Origin of the sequence: Variovorax sp. TBS-050B (assembly GCF_029893635.1) — a bacterium.
GTDB lineage: Bacteria > Pseudomonadota > Gammaproteobacteria > Burkholderiales > Burkholderiaceae_C > Variovorax.
This window is the reverse complement of record NZ_JARXYR010000002.1, coordinates 85605-108123: the sequence shown is the minus strand read 5'-3', so window position 1 is coordinate 108123 and position 22519 is coordinate 85605. Positions and strand designations below refer to the sequence as shown.

The 22519-nt window shown below is 70.3% G+C and carries 19 protein-coding genes and 1 pseudogene; 19 read left to right on the top strand and 1 reads right to left on the bottom strand.

Annotation, left to right across the window (positions count from 1 at the left end):
• Window positions 1–14 precede the first annotated feature (14 nt).
• Genes M2165_RS03325 through M2165_RS03310 form a run of 4 tightly spaced genes read left to right on the top strand, consistent with a single transcriptional unit; the run spans window position 15 to window position 3763 of the window.
• Complete coding sequence (locus tag M2165_RS03325; protein WP_280813267.1) at window positions 15–1088, top strand: NAD/NADP octopine/nopaline dehydrogenase family protein; 1074 nt, start codon at window positions 15–17, stop codon at window positions 1086–1088.
• Entirely contained in the window at window positions 1078–2082 is a 1005-nt protein-coding gene (locus M2165_RS03320) for a 3-hydroxybutyryl-CoA dehydrogenase (RefSeq protein ID WP_280813266.1), read from the top strand. The genes M2165_RS03325 and M2165_RS03320 overlap by 11 nt, the downstream gene beginning before the upstream one ends.
• A complete protein-coding gene (locus tag M2165_RS03315) occupies window positions 2079–2882 on the top strand; it encodes an alpha/beta hydrolase (RefSeq protein WP_280813265.1) in 804 nt (267 codons plus the stop codon). Before M2165_RS03320 ends, M2165_RS03315 begins: the two co-directional genes overlap by 4 nt.
• Window positions 2879–3763: a zinc-binding alcohol dehydrogenase family protein gene (locus M2165_RS03310; RefSeq protein ID WP_280813264.1), complete on the top strand. Its 885-nt coding sequence runs from the start codon at window positions 2879–2881 to the stop codon at window positions 3761–3763. The genes M2165_RS03315 and M2165_RS03310 overlap by 4 nt, the downstream gene beginning before the upstream one ends.
• Window positions 3764–3808: 45 nt before the next feature.
• On the opposite strand, the gene M2165_RS03305 is transcribed toward M2165_RS03310, so the two are convergent.
• The gene (locus M2165_RS03305) at window positions 3809–4285 is read right to left on the bottom strand and encodes a MarR family transcriptional regulator (protein WP_280813263.1); all 477 of its coding nucleotides are present in this window, start codon (window positions 4283–4285) and stop codon (window positions 3809–3811) included.
• 144 nt (window positions 4286–4429) lie between these two features.
• Between M2165_RS03305 and M2165_RS03300 the strand changes: the two genes are divergently transcribed.
• The 15 genes and pseudogenes from M2165_RS03300 to M2165_RS03230 all read left to right on the top strand — a co-directional run bounded on the left by M2165_RS03300 (window position 4430) and on the right by M2165_RS03230 (window position 22470).
• On the top strand, window positions 4430–6622 hold the full coding sequence (locus tag M2165_RS03300) for an indolepyruvate ferredoxin oxidoreductase subunit alpha (protein ID WP_280813262.1): 2193 nt from the start codon (window positions 4430–4432) through the stop codon (window positions 6620–6622).
• Between the two features lie 4 nt (window positions 6623–6626).
• Window positions 6627–8135 (top strand): indolepyruvate oxidoreductase subunit beta family protein, encoded by a 1509-nt coding sequence (locus M2165_RS03295; protein WP_280817456.1) that lies wholly within the window; start codon window positions 6627–6629, stop codon window positions 8133–8135.
• Between the two features lie 16 nt (window positions 8136–8151).
• A complete protein-coding gene (locus M2165_RS03290; protein ID WP_280813261.1) occupies window positions 8152–9144 on the top strand; it encodes a PDR/VanB family oxidoreductase in 993 nt (330 codons plus the stop codon).
• Between the two features lie 22 nt (window positions 9145–9166).
• Complete coding sequence (locus M2165_RS03285; protein WP_280813260.1) at window positions 9167–10480, top strand: aromatic ring-hydroxylating dioxygenase subunit alpha; 1314 nt, start codon at window positions 9167–9169, stop codon at window positions 10478–10480.
• A complete protein-coding gene (locus tag M2165_RS03280; RefSeq protein ID WP_280813259.1) occupies window positions 10480–10971 on the top strand; it encodes an aromatic-ring-hydroxylating dioxygenase subunit beta in 492 nt (163 codons plus the stop codon). The genes M2165_RS03285 and M2165_RS03280 overlap by 1 nt, the downstream gene beginning before the upstream one ends.
• Window positions 10972–10978: 7 nt before the next feature.
• A pseudogene (locus M2165_RS03275) lies at window positions 10979–12608 on the top strand (AMP-binding protein).
• Window positions 12605–13780: a thiolase family protein gene (locus M2165_RS03270; protein ID WP_280813258.1), complete on the top strand. Its 1176-nt coding sequence runs from the start codon at window positions 12605–12607 to the stop codon at window positions 13778–13780. Before M2165_RS03275 ends, M2165_RS03270 begins: the two are co-directional and overlap by 4 nt.
• A gap of 157 nt (window positions 13781–13937) precedes the next feature.
• Window positions 13938–15191 (top strand): SDR family NAD(P)-dependent oxidoreductase, encoded by a 1254-nt coding sequence (locus M2165_RS03265; protein WP_280813257.1) that lies wholly within the window; start codon window positions 13938–13940, stop codon window positions 15189–15191.
• A 223-nt stretch (window positions 15192–15414) separates the two neighbouring features.
• Entirely contained in the window at window positions 15415–16227 is an 813-nt protein-coding gene (locus M2165_RS03260) for a cyclase family protein (RefSeq protein ID WP_280813256.1), read from the top strand.
• A gap of 124 nt (window positions 16228–16351) precedes the next feature.
• Complete coding sequence (locus M2165_RS03255; protein WP_280813255.1) at window positions 16352–17083, top strand: SDR family oxidoreductase; 732 nt, start codon at window positions 16352–16354, stop codon at window positions 17081–17083.
• 38 nt (window positions 17084–17121) lie between these two features.
• Complete coding sequence (locus tag M2165_RS03250; RefSeq protein WP_280813254.1) at window positions 17122–18288, top strand: ABC transporter substrate-binding protein; 1167 nt, start codon at window positions 17122–17124, stop codon at window positions 18286–18288.
• 8 nt (window positions 18289–18296) lie between these two features.
• The gene (locus M2165_RS03245; protein ID WP_280813253.1) at window positions 18297–19442 is read left to right on the top strand and encodes an ABC transporter substrate-binding protein; all 1146 of its coding nucleotides are present in this window, start codon (window positions 18297–18299) and stop codon (window positions 19440–19442) included.
• An 18-nt stretch (window positions 19443–19460) separates the two neighbouring features.
• Entirely contained in the window at window positions 19461–20786 is a 1326-nt protein-coding gene (locus tag M2165_RS03240) for an aromatic ring-hydroxylating dioxygenase subunit alpha (RefSeq protein ID WP_280813252.1), read from the top strand.
• Window positions 20783–21310 (top strand): aromatic-ring-hydroxylating dioxygenase subunit beta, encoded by a 528-nt coding sequence (locus M2165_RS03235; RefSeq protein WP_280813251.1) that lies wholly within the window; start codon window positions 20783–20785, stop codon window positions 21308–21310. Before M2165_RS03240 ends, M2165_RS03235 begins: the two co-directional genes overlap by 4 nt.
• On the top strand, window positions 21307–22470 hold the full coding sequence (locus M2165_RS03230) for an ABC transporter substrate-binding protein (protein WP_280813250.1): 1164 nt from the start codon (window positions 21307–21309) through the stop codon (window positions 22468–22470). Before M2165_RS03235 ends, M2165_RS03230 begins: the two co-directional genes overlap by 4 nt.
• Window positions 22471–22519: the final 49 nt, after the last annotated feature.

Sequence of the window (22519 nt, the reverse complement as noted above, 5' to 3'; positions counted from 1 at the left end):
TTCAAATTCCGAACATGAAAATTGCGATTCTTGGCGGTGGTCACGGTGCCTATGCGGCGGCCGCGGACCTGTCCGAAGCGGGCCATGAGGTGCGGCTGTGGCGCCGCGATGCGGCGGCGCTCGAACCCGTGGTGCAGGCCGGCGCCATCACCCTGAAGGATGCCGACGGCGCGCGCGAGGTGCCGCTCGCACTCGCCACCGCCGACATCGCCGCGGCGCTGAAGGGCGCGGAACTGATCGTGCTGCCCACGCCCGCGATCGCGCAGCACGACATCGCACTGGCCATGGCGCCGCACCTCGTCGACGGGCAGGTCGTGTTCCTGCCGCCGGGCACCTTCGGCAGCTACGTGATGGCACGCACCGTCAGGCAGGCGGGCAGCCGCGCCGACGTGGCCTGGGCCGAGACCGGCACGCTGCCCTACCTCGCGCGCAAGCACGGCGAGCGCGAGGTCAACGTCACGATCCGCGCGGTGCGGCTGCCCACCGGCGTCTACCCGGCGCGCAAGGAGGCGCAGGCGATCGAGGTGATCCGCAAGGCCTATCCCTCGGTGCACGGCTGCGGCGATGCGCTCTCGGGCGCGCTGATGAATGCCGGCCCGGTGATCCATCCGCCGCTGATGGTGATGAATGCCGCGCCGCTGCAGCACTTCGAGCGCTGGGACATCCACAACGAAGGCACGCAGCGCGCGGTGCGCGACGTGACCGACCGGCTCGACCGCGAGCGCATGGCCGTGCGCGAGGCCTTCGGCCACGGCGCGCCGCACTATCCGCTGGCCGACCACTACGACAACGACCGCTGGATGTACGGCGATGCGCACAAGAAGCTCGTCAACTCGGGCGACTGGCGCGAGCACATCGACCTGCACACGCACCGCTACATCACCGAGGACACCGAGCTCGGGCTCGCCTTCCTCGCCTCGGCCGCGCGCCATGCGGGCGTGGATGCGCCGATCGCGCACGGCCTGCTCGCGATCGTCGGCGGCTTCCTCGGGCGCGACCTGCGCCGCGGCCCGCGCACCTTCGAAAGCCTGGGCCTCGCGGAACTGACCGCGGCGCAGATCCGGCAGAGGCTGCACGATGGCGAATGAGCACGCCATGCCCCGCTTCGCCGCCGTGGGCGCCGGCCGCATGGGCCGCGGCATCGCGATCGCGTTCGCCTACGCGGGCCACCGCATCTCGCTCGTGGACCTGCGCCCGCGCAGCGACGAGGCCTGGCAGAAGCTCCAGGCCGAGGCCCGGGCCGAGATCGAGGCGAGCCTCGCAGGCCTGGCCCAGCTCGGCGTGATCGACGCGGCCCAGGTCCAGGCGATCGCCGCGCGCGTGCAGTTCGCGAGCGCGGAGCAGGCGCCGCAGGCGCTGGCCGCGGCCGAGCTGGTGTTCGAAGGCGTGCCCGAGACCATCGAGGCCAAGCGCGAGGCCTTCGAACAGCTCAACCGCCATTGCCGTGACGACGCGATCCTCACCTCCACCACCAGCAGCATCCTGGTCACGCAGCTTGCCGCGCTGGTGCGGCGGCCCGAGCGCTTCCTCAACATGCACTGGCTCAACCCTGCCTACGTCATCCCGGTGGTGGAGCTGAGCTGCCATCCCGGCACCGATGCCGCGGTGCTCGCGCGCACCAAGGCGCTGATGGAGGAGATCGGCAAGCTGCCCGTGGTCTGCGGCGCATCGCCGGGCTACATCGTGCCGCGGCTGCAGGCGCTGGTGATGAACGAGGCCGCGCGCATGATCGAGGAGGGCGCCGCCACCGCCGAGGAGATCGACAAGGCCACGCGCTACGGCCTCGGCCTGCGCTTCGCCGCGCTCGGCGTGGTGGAGTTCATCGACTTCGGCGGCTGCGACATCCTGCACCATGCGAGCCGCGAGATGTCGGCATCGCTCGATGCGGGCCGCTACACCGCGCCCGCGATCGTCGGCCGGATGGTCGAGGAAGGGCGGCTCGGCCTCAAGAGCGGCAGCGGCTTCTACGACTACGAGGGCCGCGACGTCGCCGCCTACCGGCGCGACGTGCTCTCGCGCACGCTCGGCGAACTGCGGCATGCGGGGCTGTGGCGCGCGCCGGCCGACGAGACGCGCACGTGACCCCCATCCGCCGCGCCTTCGCCGACCTGTCCGTGGGCCAGGTGCACTACGCGGCCTGCGGCGATCCCGCCGCGCCCGCGGTGCTGCTGCTGCACCAGTCGCCGCGCAGCTGGACCGAGTACCGCGCGGTGCTGCCGCTGCTCGGCGCGCGGCACCGGGCGATCGCGATGGACACCGCGGGCTTCGGCGACTCCGCCGACGGCGGCGTGCCCGCCAGCATTGAACAGTGGGCGCGCGTGGCCTGCGAACTGCTCGATGCGCTGGAGATCGCGCAGGCGACGCTGGTGGGGCATCACACCGGCGGCGTGGTGGCGCTCGAACTCGCGGCCGCGTTTCCCGACCGCGTGCGCGGCTTGGTGCTGTCCTCGACGCCCTACACCGACGAGGCCTTCCGCCGCGCGCGTGCGGCGCGCCCGCCGATCGACGAGGTCGCGCCGAGCGAGGACGGCACGCACCTGGCCGCGCTCTGGCAGAAGCGCCAGGCCTTCTATCCGCCGGGCCGGCCCGAACTGCTCGAAGCCTTCGTGCGCGATGCGCTCAAGGTCGGGCTTCGCGTGGAGGAGGGCCACCGCGCGGTCGCGTCCTACCGCATGGAAGCGCGCATCGGCCGCGTTGTGCAGCCCGCGCTGATCGTGCGCGCCACCGACGATCCGTTCGCCGCGCCGCATGCGGTGGAGCTGCAGCATCAGCTGCCGCAGGCGCGCATCGTCGACATCGAAGGCGGCATGGTGCCGCTGCCCGACCAGATGCCGGAGGCCTTCGCGCGCGTGGTGCTCGACTTTCTGGAGACGCTGCCATGAAGGCCGTCCGCATCCACGGCCTCGGTGCGATGCCCGTGATCGAAGCGCTGCCCGACCCCGTCGCGAGGCCCGGTCGCAGCCTCGTGCGCATGGCGGCCGCGACCGTGGGCCACATCGACCGCACCGTGTGGCAGGGCCGCTTCCTGCGGCAGCCGCCGTGGCCCTACACGCCGGGCGTGGAAGCGGCGGGCACCGTCGTGGCGAGTGGAAGCTACGAAACGGGCCAGCGCGTCTGGCTGCGCGGCAGCGGGCTCGGCACGCTGTTCGACGGCACCTGGTGCGAACTGATCGACGCGCCCGACGAGGCGCTCGGGCCCTTGCCCGACGCGGTGCCGATGGCACTCGGCGCCGCCTTCTTCTCGCCGACGACCTCGGCATGGGTGGCCTTGCATGCGGTCGCGAAGCTGCAGGCCGGAGAGCAGGTCCTGGTCACGGGCGCGCGCGGCGCGGTGGGCTCGCTCGCGATGCAGCTCGCGCGCGATGCGGGCTGCACGGCCACGGGCGTCGATCCGGATGCGGCGCCGCCACCCACGGCAAGCGCCGACCTGCTGATCGACACCGTCGGCGGCGACGTGCTCGCCCGGGTGCTGCCCAGCGTGCGGCCGGGCGGACGCGCGGTGCTGGTGGGCTACACCGCGGGGCCGACGCTGCAGCTCGACATCGCGCATTTCCTGCAGCGCGACGTGGCGCTGCTGCCGCTCAACATGTTCCGGCGCGAAGCCGCGGGCCGCGCCGCCGCGCCCGAGCTGCTGGCGAGGCTCGCCGACGGCCGCCTGCAGCTCGAGGTGAAGCCGTTCGCGCTCGCCGACGCGGCGCAGGCGCTCGACTGGATCGCGCAGCGCGGGCATCGCGGCCGCGCGGTGCTCGTGCCGCAGCTCTGAGCACCGCACGAAGAAGCGCGCGACGAGTGCGCGCCTCCTCCCGGTTCAGTCTTCTTCCGGGCCCTCGACCGGCACGTGCACGTGCAGGTCGATCATCTGCCGCAGCGTCTGCTTGAGCTCTTCCGCGCGCCGCAGGCCGAAGGGCTCGAGCACGCGGCGCTCGTGGTCGCGCGCGAGTTCCATCAGATGCTCCACCGCCTTCAGGCCCTTGCGCGTGATGCGCACCAGCGTGATGCGGCGGTCACTCTCGTGGGGCAGCCGCTCGACCTGGCCGCGCGCCTCCATGCGGTCGAGCAGCCGCGTCACCGTCGGCTGCTTGGTCACCGTGACCTGCGCGAGCTGGCCGATGCTGATCGGCTCGCTGCCCGCGAGCGAAGCCATCACGCGCCACTCCGACACCGAGAAGCCGTGCTGGCGCGCCACCTCGTGGAACTCCGAGGAGATCAGCTGGCTCGCCTGCGCCAGCAGCGCCGGCAGGTAGTCGTCGACGAAGCGGTGGCTCTCCACGGGTTCTTCAGCCATGAAGGCACCTCACGCTCGCCGCGGGCACGCTGTTTGCATGTCTAGGGTAATTCATGATTGTGGATACGTTTAATTGTCAACATTATAGAAATCATGGTGTGGCCTCCGGGTTGCATCGTCCCACGAGAGAGAAGAAGGAGCCCCATGGCTGAGCGTTCGTTCGTCGAAGAGGTCAAGAAACTGCGGCTTTCCGGTGGCGAAGTCTTCCGCGGTGAAGGCATTCTGGCCGTGACCAAGGCCCTGCTCGAATCCGGAGTTTCCTACGTGGCCGGCTACCAGGGCGCGCCGATCTCGCACCTGATGGACGTGCTGGCCGATGCGCAGGACATCCTGGCCGAGCAGGGCATCCGCTTCGAGAACAGCGCGAGCGAGGCCACGGCGGCCGCCACGCTCGCGGCCTCGGTCAACTACCCGCTGCGCGGCGCCGTCACCTTCAAGGCGACCGTGGGCACCAACGTGGCCTCCGATGCGCTCGCCAACCTCGCCTCGGGCGGCGTGACCGGCGGCGCGCTGATCATCGTGGGCGAGGACTACGGCGAGGGCTCCTCGATCATGCAGGAGCGCAGCCATGCGTTCGCGATGAAGTCGCAGATCTGGCTGCTCGACCCGCGGCCCAACCTGCCGAGCATCGTCGATGCGGTGAAGCAGGGCTTCGAGCTTTCGGAGGCGAGCAACACCCCCGTGATGCTGCAGCTGCGCATCCGCGCCTGCCACGTGCACGGCCACTTCGTCGCGGGCGACAACAAGCGCGCGAAGTTCACGCTCAAGGACGCGCTCGAGAACCCGCAGCGCGACGTCAGCCGCATCGTGCTGCCGCCCGCGAGCTTCGTGCACGAGCAGGAGAAGGTGAAGGACCGCTGGCCTGCGGCGGTGCGCTTCATCGAGGAGCGCGCCCTGAACGAGTTCTTCTCCGAGGACGCCGACGACATCGGCATCATCGTGCAGGGCGGCTGCTACAACACGCTGCTGCGCGCGCTCGAGCGCCTGGGCCTGGCCGACGTCTACGGCAACACCGAGGTGCCGCTCTACGTGATGAACGTGGCCTATCCGGTCATCGAACGCGAGGTGATCCGCTTCTGCGCCGGCAAGCGCGCGGTGCTCGTGGTGGAGGAGGGCCAGCCCAATTTCGTCGAGCAGAACCTCGCGACCATCCTGCGCCAGGCCGGCGCCGCCACCGTGCTGCACGGCAAGGACATGCTGCCGGTGGCGGGCGAATACACCGCCGCCGAACTGCTCAAGGGCGCGCGCACCTTCTGCGAGCGCTACGAGCGGCTCGCGCCGCTGCCGGTGCCCGCGCCGGTGCGCAAGGTGATTCCGCTCAAGGCGGTGGCGGCGATCGGCGTCGATGCCGCACCCGAGCCCGCCGAGCCCTCCACCGCGCTCGGCGAGGTGGTGCATGCGCGGCCGCCGGGCTTCTGCACCGGCTGCCCCGAGCGGCCGATCTTCAGCGCGATGAAGCTGGTCGAGCGCGAGCTCGGCCAGCACCACGTGAGCGCCGACATCGGCTGCCACCTGTTCTCGATCCTGCCGCCCTTCAACATCGGCAACACCACCATGGGCTACGGCCTCGGCGGCGCGGGCGCCGCGGCGCTCAACGCGCCCGCGGGCAAGCGCGCGATCTCGATGATGGGCGACGGCGGCTTCTGGCACAACGGCCTCACGAGCGGCATCGCCAACGCGGTCTTCAACAGGAGCGACAACCTCACCATCGTCGTCGACAACAACTACACCTCGGCCACCGGTGGGCAGGACATCCTCTCGTCGAACGCGGTCAACCGCACGCGCAGCACGGGCCACGAGATCGAGCGCGCGGTGCGCGGCGTGGGCGTGGAATGGGTCAGGACGCTGCGCCGCACCTACGACGTCGCCGGCATGCGCGATGCGCTCAAAGAGGCGCTGACTACCGCGCAGAAGGGCCCGAAGGTGCTGATCGCGCAGTCGGAATGCATGCTCAACAAGCAGCGCCGCGAGAAGCCGCTGGTGCGCAAGGCCATCGCCGACGGCAAGCGCATGGTGCGCGAGAAGTTCGGCGTCGACGAGGACACCTGCACGGGCGACCATTCCTGCATCCGCCTCTCGGGCTGCCCCTCGCTGTCGATCAAGCCCAATCCCGATCCGCTGCGCAGCGACCCGGTCGCCACCGTGCTCGACAGCTGCGTGGGCTGCGGCAACTGCGGCGACGTCTCGCACGCGGCCGTGCTCTGCCCCTCGTTCTACAAGGCGCAGATCGTGAGCAATCCCACGCGCTGGGACCGCCTGCGCGACCGCGTGCGCACGGCCGTGATCGGCTGGCTGCAGCGCGGCGAGGCGCGCCGGCGCGAAGCCTATGCCTTCTGACGTGATGACGAACCACGCGCAACCGATCAAGATCGCGATCCTCGCCATGGGCGGCGAGGGCGGCGGCGTGCTGGCCGACTGGATCGTCGACATGGGCGAGGCCAACGGCTACGTCGCGCAGACCACCTCGGTGCCCGGCGTGGCGCAGCGCACCGGCGCGACCATCTACTACGTCGAGCTCTACCCGCTGGCGCGCGCCGAGGCCGACGGCGGCCGTCCGGTGCTCGCGCTGATGCCGCTGCCGGGCGACGTCGACGTGGTGCTGGCCTCTGAACTCATGGAAGCCGGCCGCGCGGTGCAGCGCGGTCTGGTCACGCCCGACCGCACCACGCTCGTCGCCTCCACGCATCGCGTGTTCTCGATCGCCGAGAAGAGCGCGCTCGGCGACGGCCGCGTCGACAGCACGCAGCTGCTCGCGCATGCCGCGCGGGCCGCGAAGCGCTTCATCCGCTTCGACATGGCCGAGGCCGCCGAGGCGTCGGGCAGCGTGATCAGCGCGGTGCTGTTCGGCGCGCTCGCCGGCTCGGGCGTGCTGCCGTTCAGCCGCGCGCAGTTCGAGGCCACCATCGCACGCGGCGGCGTGGGCGTGAAGCCCAGCCTCCAGGCCTTCGGCGCCGCCTTCGAGCGCACGCAGCGCGGCGACGACGGCGAAACGCCGCCCGCGCCCGTGGCCGCGCGCCCGGCGCCGCAGCCGCGGCACCCGGCGGTGCGCGCACTGGTCGAGCGCGTGCAGCGCGACTTTCCCGCGGCCGCGCAGGACCTGCTGCTCGAAGGCGTGCGGCGCCTCATCGACTACCAGGACACCGACTACGCCGGGCTCTACCTCGACCGCATGGCCGCGGTCGCCGCGCTGCCCGACGGCGCCGAGCGCCGCCTGCTGCGCGAGACCGCGCGGCACCTCGCGCTCTGGATGTCGTACGAGGACACCGCCCGCGTCGCCGCGCTCAAGACCCGCGCCACGCGCTTCGAGCGCGTGCGCGGCGAGGCGCGCGTGCAGCCGGGCCAGGTGCTCGCGATCAACGAGTACATGCACCCGCGGCTGCAGGAGATCTGCGAGACGCTGCCGGGCGGCCTCGGCCGCTGGCTGATGAATTCGACGCTGCCGCGGCGCATCGTCGAGCGCCTCACGCAGCACGGCCGCGTGGTCCGGACCAGCTCGCTGCGCGGCTACCTGATGCTGCGCACCGTGGCAGCCATGAAGCGCTGGCGCCGCGCCACCACGCGCTATGCCGACGAGAACCGCCGCATCGAGCAATGGCTGGCCCGCATCGCGGCCACCGCGCACGGCAACCCCGAGCTCGCGGTCGAACTCGCGCAGTGCCAGCGGCTCGTCAAGGGCTACAGCGACACCCATGCACGCGGCCTGCGCAACTACGACACCGTGATGCACGCGGTCGAGCGCGCGGGCATGGCGCTTGCACCCGCCACGCTGCGCGAGCTGCGCGATGCCGCGCTGGCCGACGAACACGGCCACAAGCTGCAGGCCGCGCTGGCGCGGCACGCACTCGCATGACGAAGACGAACGCCCCATGACCGCTCCCACCGCCACGCTCCAGCTCCGCGTTGCCGAAGCGCGCGAACTCAATCCGCTGATCCGCATGCTGCGCCTGCGCGCCGAGGACGGTCGTGCGCTGCCCGGCTTCGCGGCCGGCGCCCACATCCGCGTGCAGGTGCGGCTGGCCGACGGCAGCACCGACTGGCGCCACTACTCGCTCGTCAACTTCGCGACCGAGCGCAACGCCACCAACGCGCCGTCGGAGTACGTGATCGCCGTGCGCAAGGAGGCCGAAGGCCGCGGCGGCTCGCGCTTCATGCACGAAGGCCTCGCCGAAGGCGACCTGCTCACGGTCGAGCCGCCGAAGAACGATTTCCCGCTGCACACCGGCCCCGGCGGTTCGGTGCTCGTGGCCGGCGGCATCGGCGTGACGCCGCTCGCCACCATGGCCGCGCGCCGCCGCGCCGAGGGCGCGCCCGTGCGCATGCACTACGCGGGCCGCAGCCGCGCGCTGATGGCCTTCCTGCCCGAACTGCAGGCGCTGCTCGGCGACGACCTGCGCGTGCATGCCGATGCCGAGGCCGGCGCGCCGCTCGACATCGATGCGCTGCTCGACGCGGTGCCCGCGGGCGACCGCCTCTACGTCTGCGGCCCCAAGGTCATGCTCGACGCGGTGCTCGCGCGCACCCAGGCACGCGGCTGGGAACACGACCGCGTGCATTTCGAACTCTTCACCGAGCCGGTCGCCGAAGCGGGCGACCAGCCCTTCGACGTCGAGCTCGCGCAGTCCGGCCGGCGCTTCACCGTGGCGGCCGACCAGAGCATCCTCGACTGCCTGATCGAGAACGGCTGCGACCCGATGTTCGACTGCAAGCGCGGCGAGTGCGGCGTGTGCGCCGTGACGGTGCTCGAAGGCGAGATCGACCACCGCGACTACGTGCTCTCGGCGCGCGAGAAGGCCGAGGGCCAAGTGATGCAGATCTGCATCTCGCGCGCCAAGGGTGCGCGCCTGGTGCTGGACATTTGAAGACGACGAGGAGCCGCCCCCGATGACCTCCTACAGGAACAACCCCGAAGCCGTTCGCGCCCTGGTGCAGAACGACCGCGTGCACCGCGACCTCTACATCAGCCAGGAGCTGTTCGAGCTCGAGCAGGAACACTTCTTCGCCAACACCTGGAACTACGTCGGCCACGAGAGCCAGCTGCCGAAGCCCGGCGACTGGATCAGCAACGAGATCGCGGGCCGCCCGCTGATCGTGGTGCGCCACACCGACGGCAGCGTGCGCGTGGTGATGAACCGCTGCGCGCACAAGGGCTCGCGGCTCGTGAGCGGCCCCTGCGGCAACACCGGCAAGTTCTTCCGCTGCCCCTACCACGCGTGGACCTTCAAGACCGACGGCTCGCCGCTCGCGATCCCGCTGAAGAACGGCTACGAGAACACGCAGCTGCACGAATGCGAATCCGGCAAAGGCCTCACGCCCGTGAAGCACGTGCGCAGCCACCGCGGCTTCATCTTCGTGAAGATCAACGACGCCGGGCCGGACTTCGACGACTACTTCGGCGATTCGCTGAGCTCGATCGACAACATGGCCGACCGCTCGCCCGAGGGCGAGCTCGAGATCGCGGGCGGCTGCCTGCGCTTCATGCACCAGTGCAACTGGAAGATGTTCGTCGAGAACCTCAACGACACCATGCATCCGATGGTCGCGCACGAATCCTCGGCCGGAACTGCCAAGCGCATGTGGGCCGACAAGCCCGAGGACGCGCCCAAGCCCATGGCCGTGGAGCAGTTCGTGCCCTTCATGTCGGACTACAAGTTCTTCGAGGACATGGGCATCCGCACCTACGACCACGGCCACAGCTTCACGGGCGTGCACTTCAGCATCCACAGCAAGTACAAGGCGATCCCCGCCTACGACGACGCCATGAAGGCACGCTACGGCGAGCAGAAGACCGCGCAGATCCTCGGCATGGCGCGGCACAACACCGTCTACTACCCGAACCTCACGATCAAGGGCGCGATCCAGGCCATCCGCGTGGTGAAGCCGATCGCCGCCGACAAGACGCTGGTCGAGAGCTGGACCTTCCGCCTCAAGGGCGCGCCGCCCGAGCTGCTGCAGCGCACCACCATGTACAACCGGCTCATCAACTCGCCGTTCTCGGTGGTCGGCCATGACGACCTGCAGGCCTACCGCGGCATGCAGGCCGGGCTGCATGCGAGCGGCAACGAGTGGGTGAGCCTGCACCGCAACTACGACCCCGCCGAGCTCCAGGGCGGCGAGATCACCACCGGCGGCACCAACGAACTGCCGATGCGCAACCAGTACCGCAGCTGGGTTCAACGCATGACGGAGACCATGTGATGGCCGACACCCCGGAAGTCACGCGCCAGGACCTGATCGATTTCGTCGTGAACGAGGCGCACCTGCTCGACACCCGCCAGTACGAGGCGTGGAATGCGCTCTTCACCGACGATGCCTTCTACTGGGTGCCGCTCGTCCCCGACCAGGAAGACGGCCTCAACCACACCTCGCACCTCTACGAGGACAAGCTGCTGCGCGAACTGCGCATCGAGCGCCTGAAGAGCCCGCGCGCCTTCTCGCAGCAGCCGCCGAGCCGCTGCCACCATCTGCTGCAGCTGCCGGTGGTGGAGACCTTCGACCCCGCGGTCAACCGTTTCGTGGTGCGCACCGCCTTCCACTACACCGAATCGCAGGGCGACGAGCTGCAGTTCTACGTCGGCACCTTCTTCCACCACCTCACGCTGCACGAGGGCGCGCTGCGCATGACGCTGAAGCGCGTGAACCTGCTCAACCCCGACGCCGCGCTGCCCGCGGTGCAGCTGTTCATCTAGGCACGCGATGCAGCACGCCACCGTCCACGACGTCTTCACGGCCACCGCGCGGCGCACGCCCGGGGCCGAGTTCCTGTTCACCGAATCGGTGACCGCCACCGCCTACGGCATCCCCGCCGGCCCGATCCGCTGGGGCGAGGCCGCCGCCGAGGGTCGAGCGCCTGCGCGCGGCCTATGCCGAAGCCGGCTACGGCCACGGCCACCGCGTCGGCCTGCTGCTCGAGAACCGGCCGGCCTTCCTGTTCCACTGGTTCGCGCTCAATGCGCTCGGCGCCAGCGTGGTGCCGATCAATGCCGAGATGCGCTCGGCCGAGCTGGTCTACCTGATCGGCCACAGCGAGATCGGCCTGGCCGTGACGCTGCCCGGGCGCGCCGCCGACCTGCGCGCGGCCGCGGCCGAGGCCGGCATCGCGTTCCAGGCCATGGGACCCGACGATGCGGTGCCGCGCGCGGCCACGCCCGCCCCGCGCGCCGACATGCCGATCGGCCCGGACACTGAATGCGGCCTGCTCTACACCTCGGGCACCACGGGCCGGCCCAAGGGCTGCATCCTGAGCAACGCCTACTTCCTGCGCGCCGGCGCGTGGTACGCCGCGCTCGACGGCGTCTGCAGCATCCGCCCCGACACCGAGCGCGTCATCACGCCGCTGCCGCTCAACCACATGAACGCGATGGCCTTCTCCACCATGGTGGTGCTGGTCGCGGGCGGCTGCCTGGTGCAGCTCGACCGCTTCCATCCGAAGACCTGGCTCGCGAGCGCGAAGGAGAGCGGCGCGACCATCGCGCACTACCTCGGCGTGATGCCCGCCATGCTGCTGTCGGCGCCCGAGGCGCCGGCCGACCGAGACCATGCGATCCGCTGGGGCTTCGGCGCCGGCGTGGACCGCAAGAACCATGCGCCCTTCGAGGAACGCTTCGGCTTTCCGCTGGTCGAGGCCTGGGCCATGACCGAGACCGGCGCGGCCGCCTGCATCATGGCCAACCGCGCGCCGCGGCTCGTGGGCACGAGCTGCTTCGGCCGCCGGCAGGACTATGTCGAGGTCCGCCTCGTCGCCGAGGACGGCAGCGAGGCCGGTGCCGACATGCCCGGCGAGCTGCTGGTGCGCTCGGCCGGCGACGATCCACGGCGCTGGTTCTTCTCGGGCTACCTCAAGGACGAGGCAGCCACGGCGGAAGCCTGGGCCGGCGGCTGGTTCCACACCGGCGACCTCGTGCGACGCGATGCCGAAGGCAACTTCTTCTTCGTGGACCGCAAGAAGAACGTGATCCGCCGCAGCGGCGAGAACATCTCGGCCGTCGAGGTCGAGAGCGTGCTCAACCAGCACCCGGCCGTGAAGGCCTCGGCCGTGGCCGCCACGCCCGATCCGGTGCGCGGCGACGAAGTGCTGGCCTGCATCGTGCTGCACGAAGGCGCCGAGGCCTGGCAGCGCGAGGCCCTGGCCGCCGGCATCGTGCGCCATGCGCTCGACCAGCTCGCCTACTACAAGGCGCCGGGCTACGTCGCCTTCGTCGATGCGCTGCCGCTCACGCCCTCGCAGAAGATCCAGCGCGGGCAGTTGCGCGAGATGGCGCAGGCGCTGCCGGGCGCGGCGCACTGCATCGACACGCGTTCGCTCAAGAAGAGGCAGCCGGCATGAGCGCCAGCAAGCGGCTTTCGTACGAAGGCGTCGCGGTCGCGGTGCCCGTGACCGTGCCCTACGTGCGCTATTCCACCCGCACCGCGCACTGGTTCATCGGCCAGGCGATCGAAGCGCTCGTGAAGGCCAGCGGCGTGCCCAAGGACCAGATCGACGGCCTGAGCCTCAGCAGCTTCTCGCTCGCGCCCGACACGGCCGTGGGCGTCACGCAGCACCTGGGGCTGTCGCCGCGCTGGCTCGACCATGTGCCCACGGGCGGCGCCTCGGGCGTGATGTGCCTGCGCCGCGCCGCGCGCGCGGTGCAGGCCGGCGACGCCGACATCGTGGCCTGCGTGGGCGCCGACACCAACCACGTCGATTCGTTCCGCCAGACGCTCGGCAGCTTCAGCAACTTCGCGCGCGATGCGAGCTACCCCTACGGCTCGGGCGGACCGAACTCGATCTTCGCCTTCATCACCGCCAACTACATGCGCAGCTTCGGCGCCAGGCGCGAGGACTTCGGCCGCATCTGCGTGGACCAGCGCACCAATGCGCTCGGCAATCCGAACGCGATGTTCAAGAAGGCGCTGACGCTCGACGAGTACATGGCCGCGCGCCCGATCTCCGACCCGATCCATCTGTTCGACTGCGTGATGCCCTGCGCGGGCGCCGACGCCTTCCTCGTGATGAGCGAGCAGCGCGCGCGCGACCTCGGCCTGGCGCACGTGGTGATCCGCGGCGCGATCGAGCGCCACAACGCCTATGCCGAAGACCCGGTGATGGTGCAGGGCGGATGGCGCCGCGACCGCGACGACCTCTACGCGCAGGCCGGCGTGCGGCCCGCCGAACTCGACTTCGTGCAGACCTACGACGACTACCCGGTGATCGTGATGATGCAGTTCGAGGACCTGGGCTTCTGCGAGAAGGGCGAGGGCCCGGCCTTCGTGCAGTCGCACACCATGACCTTCGACGGCAGCTTTCCCAACAACACCAGCGGCGGGCAGCTCTCCGGCGGACAGGCCGGCGCCGCGGGCGGCTTCCTCGGCATGGTCGAGGCGATCCGGCAGCTCACCGACGCGGCCGGTCCGCGCGCGGTGCCGGACGCGAAGCTGGGCCTCGTCGCGGGCTTCGGCATGGTGACCTACGACCGCTGCCTGTGCACGGGCGCGGTGATTCTGGGGAGGCCGTCATGAACACGGGTACCGAACGCAGAAATCGCAAAGGTTCCGCAGAAGTCGCAGAAGAAAACCATGAAGGATCTTCTTCGGATTCCTTTCGCGACTTCTGCGAGACCTCTGCGACTTCTGCGGTCGGCTGTCCGAACTCCGCTTTCATGAGGCACAGCACACCATGACCATGCCCCTGATGCGCCCCCCGCGCAAGAACCCGGTGCTGCGCACGCGGCAGATGAACCTGCCGCCCGGCGCGCGCGGCCGCGTGGCGCTGGGCCTCACGGCGGCTGCGGCCGAAGGGCGCTTCGAGCTGCAGACCTGCGAGCAGTGCGGCGCCGTGCAGTACCCGCCGCGCGAGGTCTGCCACAAGTGCCTCTCGGCCGCGCTGCGCTGGCGCGCGCAGAGCGGCGAGGGCGAACTGCTCGGCAGCACCACGCTGCACCACAGCAACGACCTGTTCTTCCGCGAGCGGCTGCCCTGGCGGCTCGGTCTGGTGCATCTCGATGCCGGGCCCACGCTCATGGTCCATCTGCACGGCGAGGTCGGCGAGCCGCCCTCCCGCGTGCGCGTCGGCGCCCGGCTCGACCGCGCCGGCCAGGCCGTCCTCATTGCTTTTCCGACCGAAGGGAGTCCCCACATGGCCGACGACAAGATGCTGCGCGAAATGACCAGCGACCCCAAGTACCGCAAGGCGCTGGTGACCGACGGCAAGACCGAGGTGGGCCAGGCGCTGGTGCGCGCGCTCGTGAAGGCCGGCGCCGACATCGTCTGGGTCGGCCATGCCGAGCCGTGGAAGAAGCTTGGCGACGGGCTCGACGACATCTCCGCGCTGCCGCAGGTCACGCTGGTGCCGCTCGACCTGACCAACGGCCGCCAGGTGACCGAGGTCGCCGCTTCGATCGGCGGCAAGGTCGACATCGTGATCAACAACGCCGAGGTGCACCGCAGCTTCGGCATCGGTTCGCGCCGCGGCACCGACGTGGCCAAGGCCGAGATGGACATCAACTACTTCGGCCTGCTGCGGCTCGCGCAGGAGTTCGGCCCGGCGCTCAAGGGCCGCTCGGCCGACGGCGCGACCGGCGCGACCGCCTGGGTCAACCTGCTGTCGATCTACGCGCTCAGCAACTTCCCGCCGCACGGCACCTTCAGCGCCTCGAAGGCGGCCGCGTACTCGCTCGCGCAATGCCTGCGCGCCGAGATGCGCCCCGCGGGCATCCGCGTGATCAACGTGTTCCCCGGCCCCATCGACGACGAATGGAACCAGCACACCCCGCCGCCCAAGCTCGCGCCCACGGCGCTCGCGAACGCGATCGTGAAGGCGCTGCGCGACGGCGTGGAGGACGTGTATCCCGGCGACGTGGCCCAGGAGTGGCTCGAGCGCTGGCGCGACAACCCCAAGGTGCTGGAGCGCGAGCTTGCGGCGGGTGGATAGGCCGTCGAAATCGGGCTGCCCGACGCAGAGGACGCGAAGGATTCGCGAAGGGCGCGAAAGGAATACCGAAAGGATTTTCATGAAGACAGCCGACGAACTACCGACGCGCGCCATCGAGCGCTGCCTGCGTGCATCCCATCCAGATTCGGTTTTCACTTTCGCGTCCTTCGCGAATCCTTCGCGTCCTCTGCGTCCGGAAGTCCGCATTCAAGAGCACTGAACCATGACCACAGCAACAGACCTCATGTCCGCCGCCGACATCCTCGGCGGCCTCGTGACCGCGATGGCGAGCGGCCGCATCCGCGTGATCGACCTCACGCAGACGCTCACGCCCGAGTTTCCGCAGATTGCGCTGCCGCCCGAGATGGGCCAGTGCTGGCCCTTCCGCATCGAGGAAGTCTCGAAGTACGACGAGCGCGGCCCGGCCTGGTACTGGAACAACTTCTCCTGCGGCGAGCACACGGGCACGCACTTCGATGCGCCGATCCACTGGATCTCGGGGCGCGACCTGCCGAACAACGCGGTCGACACCATTCCGGTGCAGAACTTCGTCGCGCCGGCCTGCGTGATCGACTGCTCGGCCGACGTCCAGGCCAACGACGACTACCTGCTGAGCGTGGCCGATATCGAGCGCTACGAGGCCGCGCACGGCCGCATCCCGAAGGGCGCGTGGGTGCTGATGCGCACCGACTGGTCCAAGCGCAGCGACCCGGCGGCCTACCAGAACTTCGACGAGACCGGCCAGCACACGCCCGGCCCGAGCACCGAGGCCGTGCGCTTCCTGGTCGAGCAGCGCGACGTGCTGGGCTTCGGCTCCGAGGCCATCGGCACCGACGCCGGCCAGGGCTACCACCTGCGCCCGCCATACCCCTGCCACTACTACATGCACGGCGCGGGCCGCTACGGGCTGCAGTGCCTCTGCAACCTCGACCTGCTGCCGCCCGCGGGCGCGGTGCTGATCTGCCCGCCGCTCAAGATCGAGAAGGGCAGCGGCAGCCCGCTGCGCGTGCTCGCGCTGGTGGGAGGTACCGTATGAACGCGATGTCTTGCTCCCTCGCCCGCTGGGGGAGGGCAGGGTTGGGGGCGAGCGGCGCCTCCACGGCCACGGCTGCGGATGCCCCCATCCCGGCCTTCCCCCAGCGGGGGAAGGAGCAACAGCCATGAGCACCCGACCCAAAGTGGCCGCCGTCACCGGCGGCAGCGCCGGCATCGGCCGCGCGATCTGCGAGGACCTGCTCGCGCAGGGCTACGAGGTGGTCTCGCTCGCGCGCCGCAAGGCCGACATCGAGCATCCGAAACTGCACAGCATCGAGGTCGACCTGAGCGACCGCGCGGCCACGGGCGAGGCGGTGCGCGAACTGGTCGAGCGCTTCGCGCCGACCACCATCGTCCACAACGCCGGCGTGATCCGCGCCGCGCTGCTGCCCGAGGTGAAGCTCGACGACCTCGATGCGCTGGTCGACCTGCACCTGGGCTGCGCGATCCAGCTGGTGCAGGGCGCGCTGCCCGCGATGCGCGCGCAGCGCTTCGGCCGCGTGGTGCTGCTGTCCTCGCGCGCGGCGCTGGGCCTGGCCACGCGCACCAGCTATTCGGCCACCAAGGCCGGCATGCTGGGCATGGCGCGCACCTGGGCGCTCGAGCTCGCGCCCGAGGGCATCACGGTGAACGTGGTCGCACCCGGGCCGATCCGCACCGACATGTTCTACGACGTGGTCGAGGCCGGCAGCGAGCGCGAGCGCGCACTCGCGGCATCCGTGCCGGTCAGGCGCCTCGGCGAATCGGCCGACGTGGCGCGCGCGGTGCGCTTCTTCGCCAGCCCCGAGAACAGCTTCGTCACCGGACAGGTGCTGTACGTCTGCGGCGGCACCAGCGTCGGCAGCCTGGCGCTCTGAGCGCGAACCTTTTTCCCACCCCTGGAGGAGCAACCCCCATGAAGAATCTCCCGATCACCCCCCTGCGCGCGCTGGCCGGCCTCGTGCTCGGCCTCGGCCTGGCCACCGGCGCGCTCGCGGCCGACCTCAAGGTCGGCTTCATCACCTCGCTCTCGGGCCCGGTGTCCTCGCTCGGCATTCCCTACGAGAAGGGCATGAAGGCCGCGGTCGCCTACAAGTCGGAACTCGGCGGCCGCAAGATCCAGCTCGTGCAGCTCGACGACGCCTCCGATCCGTCGACCGCTGCGCGCAATGCCCGCAAGATGATCGAGGAGGACAAGGTCGACGTCATCATCGGCACCGCGGGCTCGCCCGGCGCGCTCGCCATCGCGGGCGTGGCGCGCGAGACGAAGACGCCGCTGATCTCCATCGCCAACGCCAACCTGCCGGGCGAGGAGGGCGCCTGGATGGTGACGCTGCCGCAGCCCGCGCCGCTGATGGTGAGCGCGGTGGTCGAGCGCATGAAGAAGTCGGGCGTGAAGACGGTGGGCTACATCGGCTTCTCCGACGCCTGGGGCGACCTGGTCTACGACGCGCTGCAGAAGAGCGCCGGCCCCGAGGGCATCAAGATCGTCTCCAACGAGCGCTATGCGCGCGCCGACGCGTCGGTCACCGGGCAGGTGCTCAAGATCGTGGCCCTGCGGCCCGACGCGGTGATCACCGGCACCTCGGGCACGCCGGGCGCGCTGCCCTACCTCGCGCTCGCGGAGCGCGGCTACAAGGGCCAGATCTACGGCATGCACGCGCTCATCAACCCCGACTTCGTGCGCGTGGGCGGCAACGCGGTCGAAGGCCTGCTGGCACCCACCGGCCCGGTGATCGTGGCCGAGCAGCTGCCCGAGAGCAACCCGATCCGCAAGGTCTCGCTCGATTTCCGCGCGGCCTACCAGAAGGCCAACGGCGCGGCGCCGACCGACGCCTTCTCGGCCTACAGCTTCGACGCATGGCTGCTCTACCTCGACGCCGCGCAGCGCGCACTCGCCACCAAGGCCGAGCCCGGCACGCCGCAGTTCCGCGTGGCGCTGCGCGATGCGATCACCAGCACGAAGGAGCTGGTGGGCACGCACAGCGTCTACAACTTCAAGCCGACGGACCGCTATGGCTCGGACGAGCGGTCGCGCGTGGTGGTGAAGCTCGAGAAGGGCCAGTGGAAGCTGGTTCCCTGAGGATCGACATGACGCACCGACTCTCCCGCATCGTCGCCGCCACCGCCATCGCGCTGGCCGCCTCGCAGGCCCTCGCGGCCGACCTCAAGATCGGCTTCATCAGCTCGCTCTCGGGCCCGGTGGCCGCGCTCGGGGTGCCCTACGAGAAGGGCATCCGCGCGGCGCTCGCCGAGCATCCGCAGATCGCGGGCCGCAAGGTCGAGTTGATCGTGCTCGACGACGCCTCCGACCCGACCACGGCCGGGCGCAATGCGCGCAAGCTGGTGGTCGAGGACAAGGTCGACGTGCTGATCGGCACCTCGGGCGTGCCCGGCGCGATGGCGATCGCCGCGGTCGCGCGCGAGCTCAACACGCCGCTGATCTCGCCCACGCCCGTCACCATCGCCGGCCCCGAGGGCGCCTGGACCGTGACCGTCTCGCAGCCCTTCCCGCTGATGGTCGCGGGCGTGGTCGAGCGCATGAAGCAGTCGGGCGTGAAGACCGTGGCCTTCATCGGCTTTTCCGACGCGCTCGGCGACCTGGCCTACGACTCGCTCGTGAAGAGCGCCGAGAAGGCCGGCATCAAGGTGGTGGCGAACGAGCGCTATGCGCGCAGCGATTCGTCGGTCGCGGGCCAGGTGCTCAAGATCGTGGCGCAGCGGCCCGACGCGGTGTTCGCGGGCAACTCGGGCACGCCGGGCGCGCTGCCCTACATCGCGCTCGCCGAGCGCGGCTACAAGGGCAAGATCTACGGCACGCACGGCCTGATCAACGCCGACTTCGTGCGCGTGGGCGGCGCATCGATCGAGGGCCTGCAGGTGCCGAGCGGCCCGGTGCTCGTGGCCGACCAGCTGCCCGAGAGCAACCCGATCAAGAAGGTGGCGATGGGCTTCCGCGCGGCCTACCAGAAGGTGCACGGCGCGGTGCCGACCGACGCCTTCTCGTCCTACACCTACGACGCCTACCTGCTGCTCGCCGATGCCGCCTCGCGCGCCAAGGGCGAGCCGGGCACGCCGCAGTACCGCACGGCGCTGCGCGACGCGATCGCGTCGACCAGGGAGCTGGTGGGCACGCACGGCATCTACACCTTCAAGCCCGACGACCGCTACGGCTCCGACCAGCGCGGCGTGGTGGTGGTGCAGATGAACAAGGGCCAGTGGAAGCTCGTTCCCTGAAAAAACGAGCGCCCGCCGATGAACAGCTACCGCCACCATCCCGACCGCATCGCCGCGCTGGTGCAGGACGACCGCGTGCACCGCGACCTGTACCTGAGCGATGAGCTCTTCGCGCTCGAGCAGGAGCGCCTGTTCGCCAACAGCTGGGTCTTCCTCGGCCATGCGAGCCAGGTGCCGGCGGCGGGCGACTTCATCACGCAGGAGATCGCGGGCCGGCCGCTGCTGATGGTGCGGCAGCCCGACGGCGCGGTGCACGTCATGTACAACCGCTGCGCCCACAAGGGCACGCAGCTCGTGACGGACGAGAGCGGCAACACCGGCCGCTTCTTCCGCTGCCCCTACCACGCCTGGACCTACAAGCTCGACGGCGCGCCGCTGGGCCTGCCGCTGAAGAACGGCTACGAGGGCACGCAGCTGAAGGCCTGCGAGTCGGGGCAGGGGCTCTCGGCGGTCCGGCATGTGAAGGTCTACCGCGACTTCGTGTTCGTGCGGCTGTCGGATGCGGGCCCCTCGTTCGAGGATTACTTCGGCGAGGTGCTCGGCGCCATCGACAACATGGTCGACCGCTCGCCCGAGGGCCGGCTCACGGCCGAAGGCGGCGTGCTGCGCAACATCGTGCATTGCAACTGGAAGGTCTACCTCGAGAACATCAACGACACGGTGCATCCGATGTCCACCCACGAGTCGGCCACCCAGGCGGCCGAGGCGCTGTGGGAGGGCCATGCGCCCGATGACCCCAAGCCGATGGCGATGGAGCAGATCCTGCCCTTCGGCTCGGGCTACGAGTTCTTCGACAGGATGGGCGGGCGCGTGTTCGCCAACGGGCACAGCGTGCTGGGCATCCACTTCAGCATCCACTCCAACTATGCGCAGCTGCCCGCGTACGAGGCCGCGATGCGTGCCGCGCACGGCGAGGCGCGCGCCGCCGAGATCCTGCAGCGTTCGCCGCAGAACTCGGTGCTCTACCCGAGCCTCTCGGTCAAGGGTTCGCCGCAGGCCATCCGCGTGATCCGTCCGCTCGCGGCCGATCGCACGCTGATCGAGGCCTGGAGCTTCCGCGCGGCCGGCGCGCCGGCGCTGCTGTTCGAGCGCGCGCTGAGCTACAACCGGCTCGTGTTCTCGCCGATGTCGGTGGTCGCGCACGACGACGTGCATCTGTTCGAGAGCATCCAGAAGGGCCTGCGCGCCGGGGGCAACGAATGGGTCAGCCTGCACCGCGGCTACGACGCGGCCGAACGTGCGCAGTCGACCGTCACCACCAACGGCACCAACGAACTGCTGATGCGCAACCAGTTCCGCGCCTGGGCGAAGGCCATGGCGGCGGACATGGAGGTGGGCGCATGAACGGCGACCCGCGCGATTTCGCGGCGCACGAGGCCGCGCTGCTCGACGGCCGCCGCTTCGACGAATGGCTCGCGCTCTTCGCCGAGGACGGCCGCTACTGGGTGCCGCTGCTCGGCGCGGCGCAGGCCGATCCGTTCTCGCACAACTCGCTGGCCTTCGAGGACCGGCTGCTGCTGCAGCTGCGCGTCGAGCGGCTGAAGAATCCGCGCGCCCACTCGCAGCATCCGATGAGCCATTGCCAGCATGTGCTGCAGGCCTCGCGCATCGAGCAGGAGGAAGGCGAGGGCGGCGAGGTCCGCCTGCGCACGCCCTTCGTCTACGTCGAATCGCGCGGCGGGGGCGCAACTGCTGCTGAGCGGCACGGCGCGCCACCGCCTCGTGCGCACCGACGCGGGCTGGGCCATCCGCGAGAAGCGCATCGACCTGCTCGACCCCGGGCGGGCCTTGCCGGCGATCCAGCTGTTCATCTGAGTATTCCCCCGTTTCTTCCACCCTTGTTTCTCATCACCGGAGCTACGACATGAAGAGCCTGATGCAGACCCTGGCGCGCGGCACCCTCGCCGCGGCGCTGACCGCTTGCGGCATCGCGAGCGCCCTGGCGGCCGATCTCAAAGTGGGGCTGAGCGTCTCGCTCTCCGGCCCCAACTCCTCGCTCGGCGTGCCCTATGCCAAGGGCATGCAGGCGGCGCTGGCCTACAAGGGCGAGGTCGAGGGCCGCAAGATCCAGCTCATCGTGCTCGACGACGGCTCCGACCCGACCACGGCCGGCCGCAACGCGCGCAAGCTGATCGAGGAGGACAAGGTCGACCTGCTCATGGGCACCTCGGGCGTGCCGGCCGCGATCGCGATGGCGCAGGTCGGCAAGGAGGCGAAGACGCCGATGATCGGCCTCACGCCGATCCTGCTCGACGCGGCCGAGAACCCGTGGGTCGTGACCGTGGCGCAGCCCACGCAGCTGATGATCGACGCGGTGGTCGAGCGCATGAAGCGCAACAACGTCAAGACCGTCGGCTACATCGGCTTCACCGACGCCTGGGGCGACCTGGTCTACAACGCGCTGATGAAGGCCGCGCCCGCGGCCGGCATCAAGGTGGTGAGCAACGAGCGCTATGCGCGCGGCGATGCCTCGGTCACGGGGCAGGTGCTGAAGATCGTCGCGCTGCGGCCCGACGCGGTGATGACCGGCGGCGCGGGCACGCCCGGGGCCTTGCCCTTCCTGGCACTGCAGGAGCGCGGCTACAGGGGCGGCGTGTACGGCCAGCACGGCCTGATCAACCCCGACTTCGTGCGCGTGGTCGGCGCCGCGGGCCAGAACGCGCTCATGCCCACCGGCCCGGTGATCGTGGCCGAGCAGCTGCCCGACGGCTATCCGACCAAGAAGATCGCGACCGATTTCCGCGCCGTGTTCCAGAAGGTCAACAACGCGTCGACCAGCGATGCCTTCTCGGCCTATTCCTTCGACGGCTGGCTGGTGTTCGCCGACGCGGCATCGCGCGCGATGAAGAAGGCCGAGCCGGGCACGGCGGAGTTCCGCGTGGCGCTGCGCGACGCGATCTTCAGCACCAGGGAGGTGGTGGGCACGCACGGCGTCTACAGCTTCAAGCCCGGCAACCTCTACGGCGTGGACGAACGCGCGCGCGTGATCGTCAAGCTCGACAACGGCCAATGGAAGCTCGCACCTTGAACCCACGCATCCCGACCACAACCACAACAATCCTGCAGGGGGTGCCTTC

Excerpts from the sequence above, each read along its gene's own strand:
- M2165_RS03325 (WP_280813267.1), top strand. The coding sequence starts at position 15 with ATGAAAATTGCGATTCTTGGCGGTGGTCACGGTGCCTATGCGGCGGCC.
- M2165_RS03320 (WP_280813266.1), top strand. The coding sequence starts at position 1,078 with ATGGCGAATGAGCACGCCATGCCCCGCTTCGCCGCCGTGGGCGCCGGC.
- M2165_RS03310 (WP_280813264.1), top strand. The coding sequence starts at position 2,879 with ATGAAGGCCGTCCGCATCCACGGCCTCGGTGCGATGCCCGTGATCGAA.
- M2165_RS03305 (WP_280813263.1), bottom strand. The coding sequence starts at position 4,285 with ATGGCTGAAGAACCCGTGGAGAGCCACCGCTTCGTCGACGACTACCTG.
- M2165_RS03300 (WP_280813262.1), top strand. The coding sequence starts at position 4,430 with ATGGCTGAGCGTTCGTTCGTCGAAGAGGTCAAGAAACTGCGGCTTTCC.
- M2165_RS03295 (WP_280817456.1), top strand. The coding sequence starts at position 6,627 with ATGACGAACCACGCGCAACCGATCAAGATCGCGATCCTCGCCATGGGC.
- M2165_RS03290 (WP_280813261.1), top strand. The coding sequence starts at position 8,152 with ATGACCGCTCCCACCGCCACGCTCCAGCTCCGCGTTGCCGAAGCGCGC.
- M2165_RS03285 (WP_280813260.1), top strand. The coding sequence starts at position 9,167 with ATGACCTCCTACAGGAACAACCCCGAAGCCGTTCGCGCCCTGGTGCAG.
- M2165_RS03280 (WP_280813259.1), top strand. The coding sequence starts at position 10,480 with ATGGCCGACACCCCGGAAGTCACGCGCCAGGACCTGATCGATTTCGTC.
- M2165_RS03270 (WP_280813258.1), top strand. The coding sequence starts at position 12,605 with ATGAGCGCCAGCAAGCGGCTTTCGTACGAAGGCGTCGCGGTCGCGGTG.
- M2165_RS03265 (WP_280813257.1), top strand. The coding sequence starts at position 13,938 with ATGACCATGCCCCTGATGCGCCCCCCGCGCAAGAACCCGGTGCTGCGC.
- M2165_RS03260 (WP_280813256.1), top strand. The coding sequence starts at position 15,415 with ATGACCACAGCAACAGACCTCATGTCCGCCGCCGACATCCTCGGCGGC.
- M2165_RS03255 (WP_280813255.1), top strand. The coding sequence starts at position 16,352 with ATGAGCACCCGACCCAAAGTGGCCGCCGTCACCGGCGGCAGCGCCGGC.
- M2165_RS03250 (WP_280813254.1), top strand. The coding sequence starts at position 17,122 with ATGAAGAATCTCCCGATCACCCCCCTGCGCGCGCTGGCCGGCCTCGTG.
- M2165_RS03245 (WP_280813253.1), top strand. The coding sequence starts at position 18,297 with ATGACGCACCGACTCTCCCGCATCGTCGCCGCCACCGCCATCGCGCTG.
- M2165_RS03240 (WP_280813252.1), top strand. The coding sequence starts at position 19,461 with ATGAACAGCTACCGCCACCATCCCGACCGCATCGCCGCGCTGGTGCAG.
- M2165_RS03235 (WP_280813251.1), top strand. The coding sequence starts at position 20,783 with ATGAACGGCGACCCGCGCGATTTCGCGGCGCACGAGGCCGCGCTGCTC.
- M2165_RS03230 (WP_280813250.1), top strand. The coding sequence starts at position 21,307 with ATGAAGAGCCTGATGCAGACCCTGGCGCGCGGCACCCTCGCCGCGGCG.